The 21,056-nt window shown below is 45.7% G+C and carries 19 protein-coding genes and 1 tRNA gene; 13 read left to right on the top strand and 7 right to left on the bottom strand.

What is annotated here, in order from left to right:
• Positions 1–102: 102 nt before the first annotated feature.
• From ORJ01_RS09130 to ORJ01_RS09120, 3 genes are all read left to right on the top strand, one after another.
• Positions 103–1,065 (top strand): reverse transcriptase family protein, encoded by a 963-nt coding sequence (locus tag ORJ01_RS09130; protein WP_306177754.1) that lies wholly within the window; start codon positions 103–105, stop codon positions 1,063–1,065.
• Positions 1,066–1,164: 99 nt separating this feature from the next.
• Positions 1,165–2,031: a hypothetical protein gene (locus ORJ01_RS09125; protein WP_306177753.1), complete on the top strand. Its 867-nt coding sequence runs from the start codon at positions 1,165–1,167 to the stop codon at positions 2,029–2,031.
• Between the two features lie 123 nt (positions 2,032–2,154).
• A tRNA-Leu gene (locus ORJ01_RS09120) sits at positions 2,155–2,263 on the top strand.
• A gap of 117 nt (positions 2,264–2,380) precedes the next feature.
• On the opposite strand, the gene ORJ01_RS09115 is transcribed toward ORJ01_RS09120, so the two are convergent.
• A complete protein-coding gene (locus ORJ01_RS09115) occupies positions 2,381–2,848 on the bottom strand; it encodes an Hsp20 family protein (protein ID WP_306177957.1) in 468 nt (155 codons plus the stop codon).
• A gap of 331 nt (positions 2,849–3,179) precedes the next feature.
• On the opposite strand from ORJ01_RS09115, the gene ORJ01_RS09110 reads away from it, so the two are divergent.
• On the top strand, positions 3,180–4,178 hold the full coding sequence (locus tag ORJ01_RS09110) for an SMP-30/gluconolactonase/LRE family protein (RefSeq protein ID WP_306177752.1): 999 nt from the start codon (positions 3,180–3,182) through the stop codon (positions 4,176–4,178).
• Between the two features lie 94 nt (positions 4,179–4,272).
• A complete protein-coding gene (locus ORJ01_RS09105) occupies positions 4,273–5,235 on the top strand; it encodes a GGDEF domain-containing protein (protein ID WP_306177751.1) in 963 nt (320 codons plus the stop codon).
• A 49-nt stretch (positions 5,236–5,284) separates the two neighbouring features.
• On the opposite strand, the gene ORJ01_RS09100 is transcribed toward ORJ01_RS09105, so the two are convergent.
• Positions 5,285–6,022, bottom strand: a complete 738-nt coding sequence (locus ORJ01_RS09100) for an ABC transporter substrate-binding protein (RefSeq protein WP_306177750.1) — start codon at positions 6,020–6,022, stop codon at positions 5,285–5,287.
• 228 nt (positions 6,023–6,250) lie between these two features.
• Here ORJ01_RS09100 and ORJ01_RS09095 point away from each other — a divergent pair, with 228 nt between their 5' ends.
• Entirely contained in the window at positions 6,251–8,638 is a 2,388-nt protein-coding gene (locus ORJ01_RS09095; RefSeq protein ID WP_306177749.1) for a zinc-dependent metalloprotease, read from the top strand.
• Positions 8,639–8,684: 46 nt separating this feature from the next.
• Here the strand turns inward: ORJ01_RS09095 and ORJ01_RS09090 are convergent, their stop codons facing one another.
• Positions 8,685–9,599 carry a LysR family transcriptional regulator gene (locus ORJ01_RS09090; RefSeq protein ID WP_306177748.1) on the bottom strand — a complete coding sequence of 305 codons (915 nt, stop codon included), beginning with the start codon at positions 9,597–9,599 and terminating at the stop codon, positions 8,685–8,687.
• A 134-nt stretch (positions 9,600–9,733) separates the two neighbouring features.
• On the opposite strand from ORJ01_RS09090, the gene ORJ01_RS09085 reads away from it, so the two are divergent.
• Both ORJ01_RS09085 and ORJ01_RS09080 read left to right on the top strand, forming a co-directional pair.
• On the top strand, positions 9,734–10,573 hold the full coding sequence (locus ORJ01_RS09085) for a type 1 glutamine amidotransferase domain-containing protein (protein WP_306177747.1): 840 nt from the start codon (positions 9,734–9,736) through the stop codon (positions 10,571–10,573).
• Positions 10,574–10,621: 48 nt separating this feature from the next.
• Positions 10,622–11,776 (top strand): iron-containing alcohol dehydrogenase, encoded by a 1,155-nt coding sequence (locus tag ORJ01_RS09080; RefSeq protein ID WP_229587400.1) that lies wholly within the window; start codon positions 10,622–10,624, stop codon positions 11,774–11,776.
• 129 nt (positions 11,777–11,905) lie between these two features.
• On the opposite strand, the gene ORJ01_RS09075 is transcribed toward ORJ01_RS09080, so the two are convergent.
• From ORJ01_RS09075 to ORJ01_RS09065, 3 genes are all read right to left on the bottom strand, one after another.
• Entirely contained in the window at positions 11,906–12,541 is a 636-nt protein-coding gene (locus ORJ01_RS09075; protein ID WP_306177746.1) for a GNAT family N-acetyltransferase, read from the bottom strand.
• A gap of 110 nt (positions 12,542–12,651) precedes the next feature.
• Positions 12,652–13,434 carry a dihydromonapterin reductase gene (gene folM, locus ORJ01_RS09070; RefSeq protein WP_306177745.1) on the bottom strand — a complete coding sequence of 261 codons (783 nt, stop codon included), beginning with the start codon at positions 13,432–13,434 and terminating at the stop codon, positions 12,652–12,654.
• A 202-nt stretch (positions 13,435–13,636) separates the two neighbouring features.
• Entirely contained in the window at positions 13,637–13,885 is a 249-nt protein-coding gene (locus ORJ01_RS09065) for a DUF3297 family protein (protein WP_226751022.1), read from the bottom strand.
• Positions 13,886–14,221: 336 nt separating this feature from the next.
• Here ORJ01_RS09065 and ORJ01_RS09060 point away from each other — a divergent pair, with 336 nt between their 5' ends.
• From ORJ01_RS09060 to ORJ01_RS09040, 5 genes are all read left to right on the top strand, one after another.
• A complete protein-coding gene (locus ORJ01_RS09060; protein ID WP_306177744.1) occupies positions 14,222–15,142 on the top strand; it encodes an alpha/beta fold hydrolase in 921 nt (306 codons plus the stop codon).
• Positions 15,143–15,577: 435 nt separating this feature from the next.
• Positions 15,578–15,793 carry a TIGR02450 family Trp-rich protein gene (locus ORJ01_RS09055; RefSeq protein ID WP_226751025.1) on the top strand — a complete coding sequence of 72 codons (216 nt, stop codon included), beginning with the start codon at positions 15,578–15,580 and terminating at the stop codon, positions 15,791–15,793.
• A gap of 106 nt (positions 15,794–15,899) precedes the next feature.
• On the top strand, positions 15,900–18,368 hold the full coding sequence (locus tag ORJ01_RS09050; protein ID WP_306177743.1) for a tetratricopeptide repeat protein: 2,469 nt from the start codon (positions 15,900–15,902) through the stop codon (positions 18,366–18,368).
• Positions 18,365–18,784 carry a hypothetical protein gene (locus ORJ01_RS09045; RefSeq protein ID WP_306177742.1) on the top strand — a complete coding sequence of 140 codons (420 nt, stop codon included), beginning with the start codon at positions 18,365–18,367 and terminating at the stop codon, positions 18,782–18,784. Before ORJ01_RS09050 ends, ORJ01_RS09045 begins: the two co-directional genes overlap by 4 nt.
• A gap of 92 nt (positions 18,785–18,876) precedes the next feature.
• Positions 18,877–20,247 carry a GAF domain-containing sensor histidine kinase gene (locus ORJ01_RS09040; RefSeq protein WP_306177740.1) on the top strand — a complete coding sequence of 457 codons (1,371 nt, stop codon included), beginning with the start codon at positions 18,877–18,879 and terminating at the stop codon, positions 20,245–20,247.
• Positions 20,248–20,315: 68 nt separating this feature from the next.
• Here the strand turns inward: ORJ01_RS09040 and ORJ01_RS09035 are convergent, their stop codons facing one another.
• Entirely contained in the window at positions 20,316–21,050 is a 735-nt protein-coding gene (locus ORJ01_RS09035; RefSeq protein WP_226751029.1) for a sulfite exporter TauE/SafE family protein, read from the bottom strand.
• Positions 21,051–21,056: the final 6 nt, after the last annotated feature.

Here is a 21,056-nt window from a genome sequence, read left to right as displayed (position 1 = left end):
GCGAAGGCTAGACACAGAATCACCGATGGACAAGCGTCCATTAGTGCATTCGCCCGAATGGACGCTTGTCCATCGTCGAAACAAATTTATGAGAATTGTGTCATGAATGCCGCGCCGCTCCTAGTTTCCTTCGATTCTATTGAAAAATATATTGAAGCACTTCCAGAAAAACAAAAGACCGAATATTCCGATATAATTTCTAAATTGCATAGTGAAGGATTGCCTCCAGTAGTCTCAGAGTATTGTTTGGCAGTTTTGTTCGGTTATTCTATGGATTTCATTTTCGCGTTATCCAAACACCCCCACAAATTTTATCGAACTTTTGATATTCGTAATGGTAGCAAGACCCGAAAAATCAACGCGCCAAGAGTTGCCTTAAAGGTCATTCAAAAATGGCTGGGATTCCATTTAGCTAATGCTTCACTGTTCCCGCCACATGTCTTTGGATTTATTAAAGGCAAATCTTTTGTTGATGCGGCTAAGGCCCATATCGATGCTGATTGGGTATATTCTGTTGATATCGAAAACTTCTTCCCGTCGATAACTCACGAACGTGTCGCTACGTCGCTAATTACTAAAGGATATAGTGAGCATGGTGCGAGCCTTATTGCCGATCTTTGTTGCTTAAATGGTGCTCTGGCGCAAGGTTCTCCCACAAGCCCTGTATTGTCCAATCTGGTTATGCAAGAAGCTGATAGCAAGCTTATTGAAATTGCTGACCGTTACAATTTAAACGTTACTCGTTATGCTGATGACATTACTTTCTCGGGAAAAGGAGCGAAAAATCCGGAGTTCGAGCAGGAATTGAATACTTTGTTTCATGAACAAGGGCTAGTACTCAACGACCAAAAGCGCTTTTATGCTGAAAAATCCAAGGGGCAAAGGCTCAAAGTACATGGTTTGTTGGTCAAAGAAGATACTGTTAAGTTAACCAAAGGCTATCGTAATAAAATTAGAGCCTTTAAGCACTTGTTGAATAATGGGAAAGTCCTTGAGGACGATATCGCAAGACTGACAGGTCATGTAAAGTTTTCAGAATTTGTTAATGATGCTGGTAAAGATTAAATGCACGTTCAATAACCTAATTCAATGTCAGAAAATGAGTGATGTCTATGTCACCTACTTTACTTTTCACCAGCCAGAAACCATAGGAAATAATTAACTATGCGTTTGTCCAAATCATTGTGCGCAGTTGTAGGTGAAGTTTTGTCAGGTTCACACAACGCACTGGAAGCGTTATTCATATCTTCTGGAGCTCCGGGTGATCCTCCTCCCCTCGCACACCACACCAAATGGAAAGAATGGCTGTTTCGGGCAGGAACTGATCCCAGTACTGATAGTTTGGCCGTATTGGGAGGTGTTCTCGAAGAGTTCATGGATCTCCCTCCACAGCAAGGAAGTTCAGAGTTTGATACTTGGAAAGAGCGAAAAGCACGAGTAGAAAGTGTTTTAGAAGAGAATGGACTTCGATATTATCGATTTGGTCGTGTACTACCCCAAGGCGAAAATCCTCAGACAGCAACCACTGCAGGGGGTCAAGATTACACGTCAGCCCCATCTAAACCAGCAAGGGTTGAGGAGTTACTCGAAATAGTCTTGCGAGGTCTGCGACGGTCTATGCACCCGCTAACGCATCGTAGAAAAGGGGCCCAATCACTTTCGTTCACTAGTGAATACGATGTACAAGATCTTCTTCATGCGCTGTTAAGACCTTGGATAAGTGATATTCGTCCAGAAGAGTTCACTCCAAGTTATGCTGGTTCCAGTACAAGAATGGATTTTCTACTTCCTGCACATTCTTTGGTTATCGAGACCAAGCTAGTTCGCGATAGAGTCCATGCAAAAAAAGTTGGCGATGAACTAATAATCGATATTGAACACTACCGGAAACATCCAGAGTGTAAATCGCTCTGGTGCGTGATTTATGATCCTGAATGCCTGATAACGAACGCTTCTGGTGTGAAGTCTGATTTAGAGGGTATTAGGAAGTCGAAAGATGGCGAGGTTATGGTTCGCGTATTTATTTTGTGACTTCGAACGAAGTGAAAATTGAAGCGGACTTTACTGTTCAAATAACAACCATGTGTATTTTATGTGTAGCCAAAAACGCTGTTTTGCGCATTTACGGCCCAAAATGACAAATTAATCGCCCTAGCCGCTAGGGCGAAAAAAAGTCGAAAATGTAAACGCCAAAGAGCGATTAACTGATTCAAAATCCGCCGTTGGAAACAACGTGTCGGTTCGAGTCCGACCCTAGGCACCAAATTTAAAGAAACCGCCTTTATCGGCGGTTTTTTGTTTTAAGCGCTTCGCTTTAAATCTTTTTTACAGAAAGCAAAAAGCCCCGATAAATCAGGGCTTTTTCTATTATTAAGTTAGCTTAAGCCACGTTTTGGGCTTTCAATAGCTCATTTTGCAGTTGGCTACTGCTATTGCCGATACTGATTTTACGCGGCTTTAACGCTTCGGGTACTTCGCGTACTAGCTCGATATGCAGCAGGCCATGTGCCATGTGGGCGCCGGTTACCTTAATGTAATCGGATAATTGAAATTTACGCTCAAAGTTACGCTCGGCGATGCCTTGATGCACAAAGCGACGGCCCTCTTCTTTACCGGCTTTTTGCCCTTTAACCAGTAACGTATTATGTTCGGTTTCAATACTCATTTCTTGCTCGTCGAAGCCTGCTACTGCCATCGTGATGCGGTACTGATCTTCGCCGGTAATTTCAATATTGTAAGGTGGGTAGGCAGGCTGCTTTTCATTGCGCGCTGCGGCATCCATTAAATTCGCTAAGTGATCAAAGCCAATAAATGAACGGTAAAATGGTGCTAAGTCGATGTTTGTCATAACCAATTCCTCTTCAGCAAACAGGTAGTTTTTTTGCCCTTCAATTGAACGGGCGTTAGGGTTAACAGCACAGCGGCTGTCGGTTTCATTCAAGGTGCCGTATCCGGCCACCCTGCAAAATAAATATGGTCACGGCTGGTTTTTTCAAGCTTATAGTTAAACATTTTTTGTTGGCGGTGCTTATGACAGCGGTTTCGTAACGTGCTGCTGTAGTATTAAAACCGGATGATTAAGTCGCAGGGTAAAATGTCGTTTAAAGTTATTTCTTAGCTAGGGGTTTAGTGAAACTGCTGCTAGCCTTAACCAAGCTGCTTAACCTTGAGGATCAACCATGCTGCTTCGAATGCTACTTTTAGCCTTGTTAACGCCGGCGGTTTTGGCACAAACGACACCACTGCCCCAAAGGCCTGTGTTGATGCTACAACCACAATTGGCTGAGATTATTGCTGAAGATGCCACTTTAGAAATATTGGCCGAAGGCTTTAGCTGGTCAGAAGGGCCGATTGCCGAGCCGGGTAGTGGCGATATTGTGTTTTCTGATGTGCCTGAAAATAAAGTGTACCGTTGGAATGAACACGCCGGCTTAACATTGTTTTTGCAGCCATCGGGTTATACCGGGTTGCATCCAGAGAATAACCGGCAGCAGGGGGCTAATGGTCTGATTTTTAATGCTGATAAGCAGCTTGTTATCGCGCAGCATGGTGATCGCCGTATAGCGCTCTTTACTGGGATGCAAGAGGGCGTGCCGCAATATCAAACACTGGCGATGCGTTACAACGATAAGTTATTTAGCAGCCCGAATGATGTCGTACAACACAGAAGCGGAGCCTACTATTTTACTGACCCGCCATACGGTTTAGCCGGTGGTGACGCTTCGCCAGACAAACAGCAACCTGTAAATGGTGTTTATCGGTTGGCACCCGATGGCACAGTGACGTTATTGGTTACGCAATTAACTCGGCCGAATGGCTTAGCGTTTTCCGCAGATGGTAAATGGTTGTACGTAGCCAACTCTGATCGCGCCGCCGCACAGTGGTGGCGTTATCCGTTACAAGTCGATGGCAGTGTGGCTGAAGGTGAGCTATTCCTGGATGCCACCGCACAGGCACAGCAACAGCGCGGCTTACCCGATGGTTTGAAAGTATTACCATCAGGTGTGCTCTTGGCCACGGGGCCGGGGGGTGTTTGGGTGATTTCACCTGATGGCGCACATTTAGGTACTATTCAAACCGGTGTCGCCTCTGCCAATGTGGCATTAAGTGCCGATAACCGCTGGTTATACATTACTGCCACCCATTATTTACTGCGTATAGCGCTAAAACCGCAGTAGCTAAACACAGAAATTGATTTTGGTTAAGGTTACTCCCCCACAAACATTGATTGTTAGCTAAACTGAATAACGTAGTGAGGCTCTGGAGTTCAACATGACATTTATCAACGACTTGTTTAACGGTAGCTTTATGCCGCACGGTCATTGTTTGCTATGGCGTACAGATTTATTGATTTTGCATGTCGGCGGCGATGTGATGACCTTTGTAGCCTATATGCTGATCCCTTTGGCATTGCTTCGGTTGGTTAAAATGCGTGATGACTTAAATTTTAGTTGGATCGTGTTGATGTTTTCTTGTTTTATATTTTTTTGCGGTGCGACTCATTTTTTGGGCGTCGTTAATGTTTGGCATGGTTACTACTATATTCACGGCATTATGAAAACATTAACGGGCATGATCTCAATTGCAACGGCCATTATGCTGTGGCATTTATTGCCTTATGCGATAGCGATGCCGAGTAAGCGCAATCTCGAAGAAAAAATTATTGCTTTAACCCTTGCCGAAAAAAAATTAGCACAGGCCAATCAGCATTTAGAGTCAGAGGTAGCTAAGCGTACCGCACAATTAGAAAAGCTGGCTACCACGGATGAGCTAACCGAGTTAGCGAATCGTCGAGAAATCATGCGTATCCTTGATGTTGAGTTATTACGTTGTCGGCGGCAAAAGTCATCGCTATGTGTCATGATGCTCGATCTTGATCATTTTAAAGCTATAAATGATGAGCATGGCCATCAAACGGGTGATCAAACACTGAAATTCGCGGCTGAATGCTTTAAACAGCAGATCAGAAAAATAGATTTTATTGGCCGAATTGGTGGTGAGGAGTTTTTGATTATTCTGCCCGACACGGCCATTGAACCTGCGGTTGAACTGGCTGAACGGATCCGGTTGGCACTTAATCAGCAATCGACAAAACAGGCTTTGCCTAATTGTACTGTTAGCATTGGTGTCACTGACTGCCAAATCACGGATACGCCGCAAAGTTTATTACAACGTGCTGACGACATGATGTATCAAGCTAAAACAAATGGTCGTGATCAAGTTTGTTTTAGTTAAGCAGCCTTGGGGTTAGCATCGCATAAAGTGTTATGTCGCGATGATTGTTTTAAGGCCATTGTTTCAGCAGTTGTTGATACTTGTCCGACGCCATCAATTTGGCAAGTTCTAGATCAAATTGCAGCTGTAACTGTTTGTCTTTAATAATCGCACCATACGATTTTGCTGCAAAGATAGGATGGATCGAGAATTGCTCTTGCGGGTAATATTGCTTGAAGATGTGTGTTAATAAACGGCGCTCGCCAATCACTACATCTGTGCGGTTATTTACCAGTAATCTTAATTGTAATTCCCGATCAGCGACCTCTAAATAATTGATGTCTTGAATAACATGACTTAATTGATCCGCCAGCACCGCATGAGCAAACTGGTAAGTAACGATTCTTTTTCCTTTTAAATCATTAATGGCGTTAATGTTGTGCTGCTCAGTTTTCCGTGATATGGCGACATCTTGATAAGGTAAATAAGGTTTTGTCAAAAAACCATGCTGAGATTCAAAAGCAGCTGGGCTGGCCACATCAAATTTACCTTCATTAAAGTCTTTAATCAGCCTGCTGTAGCCTAATAAGTGAAATTCTGTGGCGTAGCCCATTTGCTGGAATACTTGCCGTAAGATCTCAACATCAATGCCGGTGACTTCTTGCCCTGCAGGCTGAAAGGCCCATGGTGGGCCAATATTGATGGCCACTTTCAGTGTTTTCTGAGCCGAAAAGCAAGGCCAAGCTAACAGTAAAAAGCAGATCAAGACGATGCGCATATTGTGTACCGGTAAGTTACTGATGGTCATTTACACCATCTTATTGTTTTTTTGCATTGGAGTGTAGTTGATAAATGCTGTTATACCAGCAGGGAGCGTTATAAAACGGTGCTCCTTGGTGCGTAGAATAGGGCGAAAATTGCATAACTTCAGTCAGTCATATCATCAATTATGTTTCTGATTTTCCTTTTTAATCATATACAAGACGGCGTAAAAACCTTTATGGTAGAGGCTTGAATGATTGAAAGGATGGCGTTGATGGAAAAGTTTTTTGCAGCTTGTGGGCTGGTCTTTTTATTATTGCTCAGTGGTTGTCAGCCAGCCACTGAGCAGCAGAGTTTAGCCGATTATAGTCAGCGGCTTGATGCTGAACCGGGTTTGTTTACGCTTTATCGTGATAATGAGGCGGGTAAGGTTTATTTGCAGGTGCCGGCGAGTGATCAGCAATATCTTTATTATTCCAGCTTGCCACAGGGATTAGGTTCAAATGATATCGGTTTAGATCGCGGGCAATTGATGGAGTTAGGCGCACGCTTGGTCAGTTTTGAAGATGCTGGCGACAAAATGTTATTACGCCAGCACAATACGCAATTTCGTGCCGAATCGAACAATCCTTTAGAGCAACGTTCAGTCGATGAGGCTTTTGCCAGTGCCATTATTGGCAGTTTTAGCGTAGTGGCGCGTGATGCTACAAGCGTATTGATTGATGCGACTGATTTTGTGGTCAGTGATAGCCATGGCGTAGCACGTATTTTGAAAGCGCGCGGGCAAGGCGATTTTACGTTAACGCCGAGCCATTCGGCGTTGTATTGGCCAAGGACGAAAAGCTTTGAAAGAAATACTGAGCTTGAAGCCACCTTAACCTTTACCAGCGATAATCCGGGTAATTTTGTGCGCCAAGTGGCGCCTGATCCTTACCAAATTAGTGTGCGCGTACATCACAGTTTTGTTGCGCTGCCTGAACCTGGTTTTGTCCCTCGTACCTTTCATCCACAAAGCGGCTTTTGGTCTTTTGACTATGAAGATTACGCTGCCCCTATTGATCAACCTATTACCCAGCGTGTGATCCCACGCCACCGTTTAGCGAAAAAAGATCCCACGGCTGCGCTTAGCGAAGCTGTGGAGCCGATTGTGTATTATCTGGATGCAGGTACACCAGAGCCGATTCGTTCGGCGCTATTAGATGGTGCGCGTTGGTGGAATGATGCCTTTACCGCGGCCGGATATAAAGATGCGTTTGTGGTAAAAATGATGCCTGAAGGCGCTGATGCCATGGATGTGCGTTATAACATGATCCAATGGGTGCATCGGGCGACGCGTGGTTGGTCTTATGGTAGCAGTGTGATTGATCCACGTACCGGCGAGATTATTAAAGGGCATGTCACTTTAGGTTCGCTGCGGGTACGGCAAGATTATTTGTTGGCGCAAGGTATGACGTCACCTTTTACGGAGCCCGACATCATGGCGTCTGAACTCACCGAGATGGCGTTAGCGCGTATTCGGCAATTATCGGCACACGAAATTGGTCACACGCTAGGTATTGCGCATAACTTTGCTGCCAGTAATCAAGACCGTGCCTCGGTGATGGATTACCCGCATCCGAAATTTACTTTAACGCCTGAGCAAAGCATCAGTTTAAACGATGCTTATGCCACGGGTATTGGGGCTTGGGATAAACGGGTTGTGCAATACGGTTATGGTGATTTTGCGGATGACGCAGCTCGCTTAGCCTTTATTGCAGAGTCTAATAATGCCGGTTTTGTGTTTATGTCTGATGCCGACAGTAATGGCATTAGCAAAGCACATGCATTTTCGAGTTTATGGGACGGTGGCGCCGATGCGGTTACCGAGTTAGAGCGTATTTTAGCGGTACGCCAGCAAGGTTTGGCAAATTTTAGCCCCGCGACCCTAGCGTTTGAGCGCCCCTATTCTGATTTAGCGGAAATTCTAGTACCGCTGTATTTTTCGCATCGCTACCAAACTGAAGCCGTCGGGAAATGGCTCGGCGGTTATCAATATAGCTATCAGGTTAAAACGGCGAATGTGGCGCCAGATTATCAACCGTTGTCGGGTGCTGAACAGCAACGCGCGTTAGCGGCATTATTGAAAACCTTAGAGCCAGCACAATTGGCGTTAAGTGCGCAGATCCAGGCATTAATTCCCCCTAAAGCCTATGGTTATCGCAGTAGTCGCGAGAGCCCACAAGGTTATACGGGGTTGATTTTTGATCCCCTATCTTTAGCCGAAGCGGCCGCCAATCAAAGCTTCGCCATTTTATTGGATGAGCAGCGTTTAGCAAGGCTGCAGTGGCAACATCAGTTTGATAACAAGGTGCCCAGTGTCAGTGCTGTTTTAGCGGCTACCTGGCAACAAATTCAGCAGCCGGTTGCAACCCAACCTTTGCTCAGTCGACGCATGCAAATCAGTTACTTGCAGCAGTTACTAGCGCTGGCTAAGTCAGCAGAATTAGCCCCCGAGTTGCGCGCAGAGTTATTGTTTCATCTGCAAGGGCTCAGCGAAAAGTTCGCTTTGGGTAATGATGCGCACCATTTGTTATTATTGAAAATGGCGGGACAAGTGAGTAATGCGGCAGCGGATCTCAATAAGGTTAAAACCTTACAAGCGCCGCCAGGCTCGCCAATTTAACGGTTATAACAGCAAGCCGGCAATCGTCAGATTGTCGGCGGTTAGGTTAACTGCTGGCTTTTTGGTGGGCATATTTATTAATGTTAGCGAACGCCATCAAGATATCTTTGGCGTAACTGATCCGCGGATGTTTTAGTGCGCCCTTGCGCCAAACTAAATAGATAAAATTCTCAGGCCCCTCTGGTCCTAGCTGCATCAACTCCCCTGCTGTTATCGCCTCTTTACACAAATAATCGGGTAAAACGCTATAACCAATACCGGCTTTTATAATGCCAGCTATGGCACGAATATCGGGGCAAATAGCGGCGATCGGTGACAAACAGCTGTCATTAAACACGGTTTTAAAATACGGCCGGATCAATGGCAGTGTCTCGTCGTAACTGACCACGGGATACAGTCTTAGCTGTTCGCTACTTAAGGTTTGCTGGGCTAATTGTTGGCCATTAAAGCGGTTGGTCACTAAAATTAAACGCTCGCTATCAATAATTTGATAATCATACAAGGCAGGATCGGGAGTAGAAGCGGTGATCGCCAATTCCGCGGTACCTTCAGCTAATAACTGATAAATACGATCTTTATTACCCACATGTACCACTAAATTCACTTCACCCGCTTGCAGTAAATTAGCAAACTGTGCACCAGCAATATAGCTAATATATTCAGCCGGCCCGGCAATATTCAAGGTGCCATAAACGGCACTATTACGATTACGCACTGACGCTAGCTTTTGCTCGACGGCATCAAAGTGTCGTGCCACTTGCAGTGCTAAATCATGGGCCGCTACCGTGGGTTCGACACCGCGAGCTTTACGCTCAAACAACGCAAAGCCCACCCAAGATTCGATACTTTGAATATGCGCAGTGGCTGCCGGTTGTGATAAGCCTAAATTGGCGGCGGCCTTGGTAATGGTGCCGCAGCGATACACTTCAACAAAGGTGCGTAACTGCACAAAATACGACATATGCTATTAGCCATCAGAAATATGATGGCTGATAGTAAAAGAGCTGAGTTCTAACCACAAGTAAAACCCTTTAAGCTTTACTCACTAAAAACACAGCCGCGGTCACGTCGGCCTGTTAAACCAAAGGAGTCACTATGTTCAAGCAAAGCTTAATTGCCGTAGCACTCGTTAGCGTATTTAGCCAAGGCGTTATGGCATCAGACAGTAAAGGTCAGATCTTGGTGTTGTTATCAAGCGAAAGCGAAATGCAGCTGCAAGAGGGTAAAACCATTAGCACCGGTTATTACTTAAATGAGTTTGGCGTACCGGCTGATGCTTTTATTCAAGCCGGCTATGAGTTGGTGCTAGCTACGCCAAAAGGTAATGCACCGGTGGTCGATCAAAAATCAGTCACCACTGACTATTTTGGTGGCAGTGCTGCTGAAATGCAGCGTATCAAAGAGGTTATTGCTGCGATCCCTGGCATCGACGATACCTTGTCGTTGCGTGAAATTTTAGACGGTGGTTTAGCGCAGTACAAAGCGGTGTTTATTCCAGGTGGTCATGCGCCTTTAATTGATTTAGCTAACAATCCTGAAGTCGGCAAAATACTCACGCATTTTAATGCTAACGCTAAGCCTACTGCGGCCATTTGTCATGGGCCGATAGCGTTATTGTCACCCCAACAAAACCCAATGGCTTTTCAGCAAGGTTTAATTGAGCAAACTAACCCTAAAGCCAGTGACTGGATTTATGCCGGCTACAAAATGACCATTTTCTCGAACAGTGAAGAAGCGGTATTTGAAGGTTCACTTGACGGTAAAAAGCTGCAGTATTATCCAGGTCAGGCCATGCAGCAGGCTGGTGGCAATATGCGGTATGCCGCAGATTGGACCTCGAATGTGGTGGTAGACCGCGAGCTGATTACTGGGCAAAACCCTTTTTCAGATAAAGCCCTTGCAGCCGAAGTATTAAAGCAATTAGCCGCTAAGTAATGTTAAGTGCTGGCGAGTCAGCAGTATTCCCCTTATTTTGGAGTGATGATGTTAAATTTTAATTTTAAAAATCAAACAGAAATCTTATTTGGTAAAGGCCAAATTAAAGAAGCGAAAAGTCGTTTACCGCAAGATGCTAAGGTGCTGTTTTTATATGGCGGTGGCTCGATTAAACGCAACGGCGTTTATGATGACGTGATAGCGTTACTCGATGGCGTAAATTTTCACGAATTTGCAGGGGTTGAACCTAACCCGACCCTAGAAACCTTAATGCAGGCTGTCGAGTTAGTGCGAGCTAAAAACATTAACTTTATTTTAGCTGTGGGTGGCGGCAGTGTGATTGACGGTGCTAAATTTATTGCTGCAGCAGCCCATTTCAAGGGGGAGCCGTGGGATATTCTGGCCAAAGGCGCGGCCTTTGCACACGCCTTACCCATTGGTGCCGTATTAACCTTACCCGCAACGGGCTCTGAGAGTAACGGTAACTCGGTTGTGACCAACAAAGCCACTGCGCAAAAACGTGCCTTTGCCTCTGATCTCGTGCAGCCAACCTTTGCGGTGTTAGATCCGGTGTATACGCTGTCGCTACCGGTTAAGCAGGTGAGTAATGGCGTGGTGGATGCCTTTGTGCATGTGATTGAACAGTATCTTACTTATCCAGTAAATGCGCCGCTGCAAGATCGTTTCGCCGAGGGTATTTTACAAACCTTAATTAGCGAAGGGCCAAAAGCCTTAGCCACACCCGATGACTACGATGTGCGTGCTAACGTGATGTGGTCGGCGACTATGGCGTTAAACGGTTTAATTGGTAAAGGCGTGCCGCAAGATTGGGCAACGCATATGATTGGTCACGAATTAACGGCGTTATTCGGGCTGGATCATGCACAAACCTTGGCGGTAGTGTTGCCGACACTGATGTATGTGCAGCGCGAAAAGAAACGCCAAAAGCTGCTGCAGTTTGGTCGGCGCGTATTTAACATCAACACTAGCTCAGAAGATGAAGTGATTGATTTAACCATCAAAGCGACGCAAGACTTCTTTGAAAACATGGGGGTTAAAACACGTTTAAGCGATTACAACTTAGCCGAAGCGGATATTGATAAATTAGTTGCTAACCTCGAGCGTAATGGCATGACGGCGTTAGGCGAGCATGGCGATATCGATTTAGCTAAAGCACGGCAGATCCTTACGCTGGCGCTTTGATACGGCTAAGTTAACTTACCCAATAAAAACAGCGGTTTAAGCCGCTGTTTTTTTATTTATAAGTATCTTGCTTACCTCACGAAAGGTAAATTTTCAACGGTTTGCGGGCGGCTTTTTTTCTGATAAGTGCTAAGGCTGTTGAAATCGCGCTAAGCGCGAGTGGACATAAGAGCGACATAACGCCGCTTCTGCATAATCCACAGGGATCGTTGCCGCTTCTTGTTCGCGATGATATTCAACAAAGCCTGCTCGCTGATAAGTCGCTAAGGCTGCAGGATGATCGTCCGAGCAGGTATGCACCCAGATATTCGGCGTTTCTGTATTTTGCTGCGCTTGTAACCACTGCTGCGCTAAGGCAATAGCGGCTTGGCTTAATTTAGGGCCTAAGCCTTGGCCGGTGAATGCGGGTAATAAACCAAAAAACTTTAATTCGACACTGCATTGCTTGGCCTCTGTTGAGCCAGCCACCGCACTGGGTGTACTTGGGTGTAAGTTCAGCTCGACAAAACCTGCAATACTGCCATTTTGATACAGCACCCAGGTGCGAACATGTTCATTTGCAACATGATCCAGCCATTGCTGATAATCCCAGCTTAAGCGGCTAAACCAGTGCCAAGGCGTACCTACGGCGTGAAATAAAAATTGGCTGAGCTCTGGGCTCGGTCGACGGGCTTCCATCAGCAAACAGTCGGTTGGCCAGTCGGGTAGTGACAGGGTAGGGCCTTGATACTGTAAATACCAAGTGGTGATAAGTTTGCTAGCCATAAGACCATTATTTCAGTGAATAAAGTGTGCCTTATGCTAGCAAAGCTAACTGAGCAGGTAAATGTGGCAATGCCTTAATACGAGGTGTGGCAGTATTAATGCCGCGAAAGTTAAGGTAATTGCAAATGACGGCCGCCATCCAGTGCTAAGCAACGCCCCGTAATGTAACGGCTATTCAGCAGGTAAAGCACGCTTTGTAATACTTCATCTGGGCCAGGGGCAATGCCCATTAAGGATTTTTTCAGTGCTTTTTCGCGATAAGCCGCATCATCGTGCTCGTTAAACATCAATAGCGCTGGGGCAATCGAATTCACTTTCACCTTCGGCGCTAACTTACGTGATAGTGATAGCGTTAAGTTTTCCAATGCAGCCTTAGAGGCAGCATAGGCTTGATGTTTGCTGCTACCAACACTGGCAACAAAGTCGGTTAAATGAATAATATCGGCAGTCTCTGTACTGGCGAGTAATTGGGGCAACAAGGCTCGATTTAACAAATAAGCGGCACGCGCATGAATATGCTGCATCGCATCAAAAACCTCTGCATCCTGCTGTAACTGGCTCAGTATATCTTGCGGCTGAGCTGTTGCGGCTTGCGGGCGATCTGCTTGCCAGCTCGAAGCATTATGAATCAGCGCTCGGATCGCAGGATAGGGCGCCAGTGCTGCAATAAGCGCGGCCATACTGGTTAAGTCATTTAAATCGGTAGCAATACACTGCGCGCCCGCTTGTTGCATTTCACGGATGCCCGTTGTCATTTTGCGGTAAGTCACCACCAGTTGATAGCCATGTTCAAGCAATGCCTTGGCACAATATAACCCGACACGTTGGCCGGCACCGGTAATAACAATGATGCCTTTATCTGAGGAAGCCTGAGAAACGGTGCTGCTTTGCATATAAAAAAACCTATGAAAACGCTAAAAAAGCCTTATACGCGATAAAGTGTTGTTGGGTTTTACTGTTAAGACAACCGCGAAGTTGACGAAGTGCGAAGAAGTGAGCTGCATAACCGTAGCAGAGAAGCGCCTGCTACGGTTTCATCAATCTAAGCCGCCTAAAAAATACCTTGTGCTGCACGGCTGAGTTGATGGTGAATCATTAACGATAGAAGGCTTCAACTGTGCCTTTTAGGGTCATTAATAGGGGTTGGCCACGACGGTCTAATGCCTTGCCTGCCGCCACTTTTACCCAACCTTCGCTGATACAATATTCTTCTACATCAAAGCGCTCTTTACCATTTAATCGAATACCGATGTCGTGTTCAAAAATAGCTTCAACATAGAAACGGCTGCGAGGATTAACAGAAAGGTGGTCCGGTAAGTCTGGGCGTGCGGTCGTATCGTTCATAGCAGTGCTCTGTCTGAAATTAGTTGGGCGCCATTGTATGCAAAGCGGCGATCTCGCTCAAGTGTGTTGGTAAGAAACACGTTACACATTACCAAAAGTGGGGAATAAAAAAAGAGGACGCAAAGTCTGTGTTATGGTTGTGATAACGGATGTTAAATGATTGACTTCACTACTGATGCTTCCAAGAACATCCTTTTTCGTATGACAGTCGATTAAATGAAAGAATCTGTCATAGTGATGTAAACAAAGGCCTGATGGTGGATGATAAGTATGCGGCTTTTAATGAGGTTAGTGGGGGCTTTGTGTCTGATACTGGTTATCGGCATCGTGATATACATGGCATTACATCGTGAACCTGATCGTTCCGTCGAACAACTTCGAGTGCGCTGGGCGCCAGCACCTTCTCAATTTGTTGATGTGGCTGGCATGCAGCTGCATCTGCGGGATGAGGGCCCTCGCGGCGATCCTACCCCTATTGTACTGATACATGGAACCAGTTCTTCGCTGCACACTTGGGATGGCTGGGTGAATGCGTTAAAAGACGAGCGTCGTGTCATTCGATTTGATTTACCTGGTTTTGGTTTAACTGGCCCTTCAGCTGATAACAACTATAGTATTGAAAACTATGCACGAATTGTTATAGCCCTACTCGATGAGTTGCAACTAGAGCAAGTGGTGATCGCGGGCAACTCTTTAGGGGGTAATGTGGCCTGGGCGACGGCGGTGCTGTATCCACAACGTATAAAAAAACTGGTGCTGGTTGATGCCAGTGGTTATCCAAATCAAGCGCAATCTGTACCTATTGACTTTACGATTGCCCGTATTCCTCTATTAAACAAACTGATGGAGCAGGTTTTACCGCGTAGCGTTATAGAAAGTAGCGTGAAGAATGTTTATGGTGATCCTGCTTTAGTCACGGCTGAACTGATTGATCGTTATTTCGAGCTTACTACCCGAGCGGGTAATCGTCAGGCTTTAAGTCAGCGTTTGCGGCAAACTCAAACCGAGTCGTTAGTGAACCGAATTAAGGATCTGAAATTGCCAACACTGATTATTTGGGGAGACCGTGATCGTCTTATTCCACCTGCTATGGCTGTTCGCTTTCATCAGGATATTGTTGGGAGTCAATTGGTGCGTTTTAATAGGTTGGGTCATGTGCCACAGGAAGAAGATCCCAGCAGTACGGTGACTGTTTTTAAGCAGTTTTTGGCCGATGCAAACCAGACCGAAACACGACAATCTGCTAAGATCGACTGAGCATTTTTGATAGTTAATTAAAGCCGCAGCAAATTAAGCCAGATGATATGCAAAAGGAGCGCTACTTTTGAACGGTAAACATTGTCCCATTTGCAATAAGGATATTGGCGTTTTAGCCATTATGAAAGCGGCACTCCCTACACGGATAGCCTGTCCGCACTGTAAAAGTGGCTTAGTTTATAAGCCTTTTCCGTGGTTGTTGGCCAGCATGTGTCTCGTTATTTACTTGGCGTTATTGCTCTTGATTATCTTGCTGTATCAACCAGTCTTTTTTATTGATCATCCTTTAGCATTATTGATTCAAATAGGCTTTGCTTTGCTGCTATGGATACCGTTTGAGCTGTTTTTAGCAAAAGTACTCAGAAGTCAATCTGCCTTATCGGCAAAATAAAAATACAACGTTGGCTGAAATAAGCCGGCTTTAAGGTGTGAATGATGAATCAAATTAATCCGAATAAATTGCTTAAGAGCAAATGGACAGCAATAAAACCGATAAACAAAGAAAAGCATTTTATGGTTAATGAAGTCGAGTTTGATGAAGAGGGGAATGTGCTTGCTTGCACGATAGAAGCGGTGATGTCGAAGCGTTCAATGCCTATTCAATGGCAGGAGTTAAAAGATATTCGGATTTGGCAACAAGGCTGGAAGTAGCCGCTTTCATTTGCTGACGATGCTGGTAATTAAGCCAACCTTTGCCATACTTGTTTAATTAATAAGCGACCATGAGTTGTCGTTTATTTAGTTAACAGTGATGGTAGTGGATAATCAGGATAAATTATTAATAACAACTAACCCGCCCGATGTCGAGCTTACCGCTCAGACGTTACAGGCGGGTTTTTGTTTAAGTGATATCACCGTTCTGCCCGAGAAAGGGTTTGTGGTGGTCAATGGCGAGTACCGACATTTATCCGCTAAAGCATTTGAAGTGTTGTTACAGTTAGCGCTGCATGCTGAAGAAATCGTACCGCAACAACAGATATTGTTGGCAGTTTGGGCTGATGCCGATGCACCTAAGGCAAATTTAACCCATGCGATTAGTGAGATCCGGCATGTATTAGGGGATCATAAAGAATGCCCGGTGTTTATTCAAACCTTACCTCGGCGTGGGTATCGCTTGCTTACGCCACTGCAATCTCAACCTACTCCCAGCGCAGCCAATGCGCCACCACTGATAGAGCGGCGAAGCCAAACCGTCGTGGTGAATCGGCATTGGTCGTGGTTGATGTCGCTATTTCGCGGCAGTCGGCTGTTTAGTGTAAGCGTGGCGTTTCTAGTCAGTGTTTGGTTATTTATTCAGGTTATGGCCATCACCTTTCCGCTAATGAATATCTCGGCGACAGGCATGAAGCTGACTTTACTGGTCTTGCTGGTGGGTTTTCCGGTGGTGTTGTTGATTACCTGGGTGGGTGACTTACGCGAGCGCAAAAGACGGATGGCTTTGTCAAATAATCCAAAGCAACGGCAGTTTTGGCGGCGGCAATTAGCCGTCGATTTAGGTTTTTTATTGTTGTCGTTTACGGCAGTGTGGTTGTTAGGTCGCTCAATAAAGCTGGCCATTGATGATGATGTGCAGCAAGCCCCGGCTATTGTGCAGCAAACCGTTGCTTTGGGGCCTATCGCAAACTCCTTAGCTATTTTGCCGTTTCAGCTGCAGCATGGCAGCAAATTAGCCGATTATCTGCTGTCGGGGATCCGTGATGAGTTAGTGTATTCCTTAACGCAATTAAATCAATTTCCGGTGCTGGCCGATCGAGCAATGCAAAATATCAGTACGGATCTGAGCTATCAACAATTAGCGGATCAATTGCGGGTGGAGTATGTGCTAGAGGGGCGTATGCAGATTGTGGATGAACAGTTTCAGCTGGTGATTTCATTGGTTGAAACCGCCACTGGCATGCAGCGCTGGTCGACACGTTTAGCTCAGCCAGAGCAAGCCTTACCGACATTACAACGCGATTTACATCGACAGGTGCAAAATGCATTGGTGCTAGTGATGCCGCAAGTGTCCGTTAGTTTAACCGGGCGTGATTATCAAATAACCAATAACTTCAAAGCGTTTGATGCCTACATGCAAGCCCAGCAACAGCTAAAAAAATATGATGATTTGGCCAGTTTAGATACGGCTGAACAGCTGTTATTACAGGCCTTAAAGGAAGATGCTGATTTTGCATTGGCTTCAGCTAGCTTGTGTAAGGTGCATTTAGATAAATATGCCCTGACTCGACATATCGAAGAGTTCGATTTAGCCAATACCGCTTGCCAACATGCCGCGGGTTTAGCGGTTAACCAAGCAGAAGTGTATTCTGCTTTAGGCGAGCTGTACCGGTTGCGTGGTCAATACCCAGAAGCTATCGCGCAATATGAGCAAGCGCTTGCCGTTAATAGCCGCTGGGTTGATGCTATTACCGGTAAGGCCAGAGTGTTAAGTGCTAAAGAGCAGTCACAAGAAGCGGAGTTGCTGTTTAATCAAGCCATCGAATTAGAGCCAGGATATTGGCAAAACTATATGCATTACGGCCGGTTTTTATATGACAATGCCAATTTTGCTGCCGCTGCGCGTCGTTTTGAGCAAGCGTCGCGCTTAAAACCAGGCAGTACCGATGTGCTAAATAGCCTTGCGGCGGCATGGTTTTTGAGCGGGCAATTTCAGCAGGCGATAACAGTTTGGCAGCAAGTGGTGGAGTTATCGCCCGTCTCGTTATCGTTTTCTAACCTTGGCACGGCGTTATATTTTGCGGGCGATTATTTGCAAGCCGAGCAGTTCTATCGACAAGCGTTAGCCGTGAGCCCAGCGGATTACACCATTTGGACTAATCTAGCCGATGTGCTTGATGTGCAGGCGGATAGGCAACAAGAAGCGTTGGGTCTGTATCAGCGGGCGCTTAGCTTAGCGCAGGGTAATTTGGTGATTAATGCTCAAGCTCAGCCGCTATTATCGCAAATTAGCCGATTACAGGCAGAGCTACAGCAATGCGAGCAAGCTTTTGATACTGAACAGCAATTATTAGTGAGTAACCTGACTGACTTTTACGTTTTTTATGATTTAGCCATCGCCAACTTTACCTGCCAGCGTGCTTTACAGGGCATAACGTATTTACAGCAAGCGATCGACTTCGGTTATCCGGCCTCTTTGGTGGCGGCTGATCCAAAAATTCCCCATGAGATCTCCTCTCGCCGTTCTGGAAATGCAGTATCGATTAATCAACATGAAGGAATATATAGATGAAAACCTTACTGATGTTCATGATTTTAACCGGCAGCTACTCGTTGTTTGCGGCGGATAAAGATCAGGTGTTACAAATTGAAGCGACGCCAGTTGCAGGCAGTTACTGTATTGTCGGCATTGAACCTGTCGGTGAAGATAATTGTAAAGAAAATAATGGTCAGCGCGGTCAATGTGAAGGTATCGCCAACTGTGTTTGCATAAAACCTGATAAGCATATTGAATGGCAAAGTGCCGACATAAAAGACTATCAAATTTATTTTTATGGAGATTCCCCCTTTAAACCAAATTGTAATTTAGAGTCGAATACTCAGGGTAAATTAAAATGTCGCATCAAAAATGACGCTGTGCAGCATTACGATTACGGTGTCAAAGTCGCAGGCTGTGAAGACTTTGACCCTAGGATCATTATTAAGTAAGCTGTTTTGGCATCATTATAATGCTTTATGCTGCAGCCCAGTTGCTGCAGCAAATTGTATTATGGCCTAATGTCTTATTCTGGGAGGCGATATTGAACAATGCACTTGAAGGATTGTTATTAGCGCTGTCGATGGATCCGCTGTTAGATAGCGATCATCGCTCGCAAGCCGAAAGCGTGTTGTTGCAAACGTGTTTACAGGGTATCAAGGTGTCGCGGGCCAGTATTTGGCTTTATAGCGATGAGAACAGTGCTATAGCGTGTAAGTTGTTGTGCACTCAACACGGCATAAGCACACACGATCTGCCCACATTAAACCGGACAGACTATCCCAGTTATTTTGCTGCACTTGATAAAAAGCGCGTGATCACCGCGCCAGATGCGCGCAGCGATCCGGCTACCTGTGAATTCAACTTGGTTTATCTTGAGCCTTGCAACATCTATTCGCTGTTAGATGTGCCGCTACGCTACAAAGGCGAGGTCATTGGCATTATCTGTTGTGAACAAACACAGCAGCCACGTTTGTGGTCGGATAGCGATGCGGCTTTTGTGGGGGCCTTATCAGACTTGTATGGCCGTATTGTCGCCGCGGCCCAGCGTCATCGTTATCAGGTTCAGCTGGAGACAGCGAATGCCCGTTTAGAAAGCCAAGTGCAAGAGCGTACACAGCACTTACAGGCGGCATTAGATCAGTTAAAACAAACTCAGCATCATCTTATTGAATCAGAGAAAATGGCATCATTAGGTAGTTTAGTGGTGGGCGTAGCGCACGAAATTAATACACCGATTGGCGTTGGGCTTACGGCGAATAGCCATAGCCAATATGTGTTGGAAAAAGTACAGCGTACCGTTGAAACCGGTGGCATCACCAAGCAATCTTTGAAAAGTGCTGTCACCGATTTATTGCAATCGTGCAATATCGTAGAGCGCAACTTAGAGCGTGCAGCTGGGCTGATCCAACAATTTAAACAAACGGCCTTAGATCAAGCGCATTTTGAATTGCACGCGATCGACATTGACGATTATATCTCAGCGCTGAGTAGTACCTTGCAACCATTTTGTCGGCAACATCAGGTTGAGTTACAGTTACAGCTGAGTAGCGGCTTGTCTTTAAACACTTTTCCGGGAGCCTTAGCGCAAGTCATCACCAATTTAGTCACGAATGCTTGCTTACATGCGTTCGAGCAAGCGACGCAGCCCGCGTTAGTTAACATTACTACTCGGGTATCTGCCGATCAACAGCTGTGCATTGTGGTCAGTGATAATGGTTGCGGCATTCCGCGCAGCCATCAACAAAAAATCTTTGACCCTTTTTTTACCACTAAGCGTGGGCGAGGTGGCACGGGCTTAGGTTTATCGATTGTCTACAATATTGTTAAACAGCACTTAAAAGGTGAGCTAAGCCTGCACTCTGAGCCTGCTCAAGGCTGTCGTTTTAGCCTAACCATTCCTAATTTGCATTAAAGTGCGATTGGCCATCCCACGGCGCAATGTTCTTGCTAAAGAGCTGTGAAAGCGGCTTGCAGTTGTGTTTAAGGCAAAGTCCACAATAAGCGCGCGCCTGCCAAGAATAGCAAGCTGTAGATCAGCGGAATAATAATGCGTTCAGGCAGGCGTTTTTTTAAATAGACGCCCAATTTAATCGCGATAAAGCTCAAAGGTAACAGCGGTAACACTTGATAGAGGTGTTGCAGGGTTAATTGTCCTTGCCAAATATACGCCGGTACTTTTAGCCAATTGGTTAAGGCAAAAAATACCGCTGCCGTGCCCAGGTATGTTGTGTAAGGCAGCTGTCGCGCCAGTAAGTAAATTTTTATTGGCGGTCCACCGGCATGCAATAACGTTGAGCTCAGTCCGGCGACAAAGCCTAAAATACCTCCTCCTAAGCTATTAGCTAACCAGGTTGCCGCTTTACCCCGTTGTAAAAAGTAATTTAGCGCAAATAGCACACTGGCGGCCCCCACTAAGCCTTGTAGAAAAGCCGTATTTAATTTGCCAAGTAACAAGGCGCCAACCAAGATACCGCCTAGCGCAGCCGGTAATAGCCGTTTTAAGTCAACCATACTCCATTGCCGCCAGTATTGATGCAAGGTTAAGGCATCAGCGGCAATTAACAGCGGTAAGAGTAGAGAGAGTGCTGTTGGGGCTTCAAAGCTCAGTAATAGCAGCGGTAAAGCCAGTAAGCCAAGGCTACCTGCAAAGGCGGCTTTGGAGATGCCAATCAGTAACACAGCAATGATCAGTACTGCCCATTGTTCGATTAGCATAGCGTA

Origin of the sequence: Alishewanella sp. SMS8 (assembly GCF_030737935.1) — a bacterium.
GTDB classification, from domain to species: domain Bacteria; phylum Pseudomonadota; class Gammaproteobacteria; order Enterobacterales; family Alteromonadaceae; genus Alishewanella; species Alishewanella maricola.
Note: the sequence above shows the minus strand (reverse complement) of the source record. Positions and strands in the feature narration are given on the sequence as shown.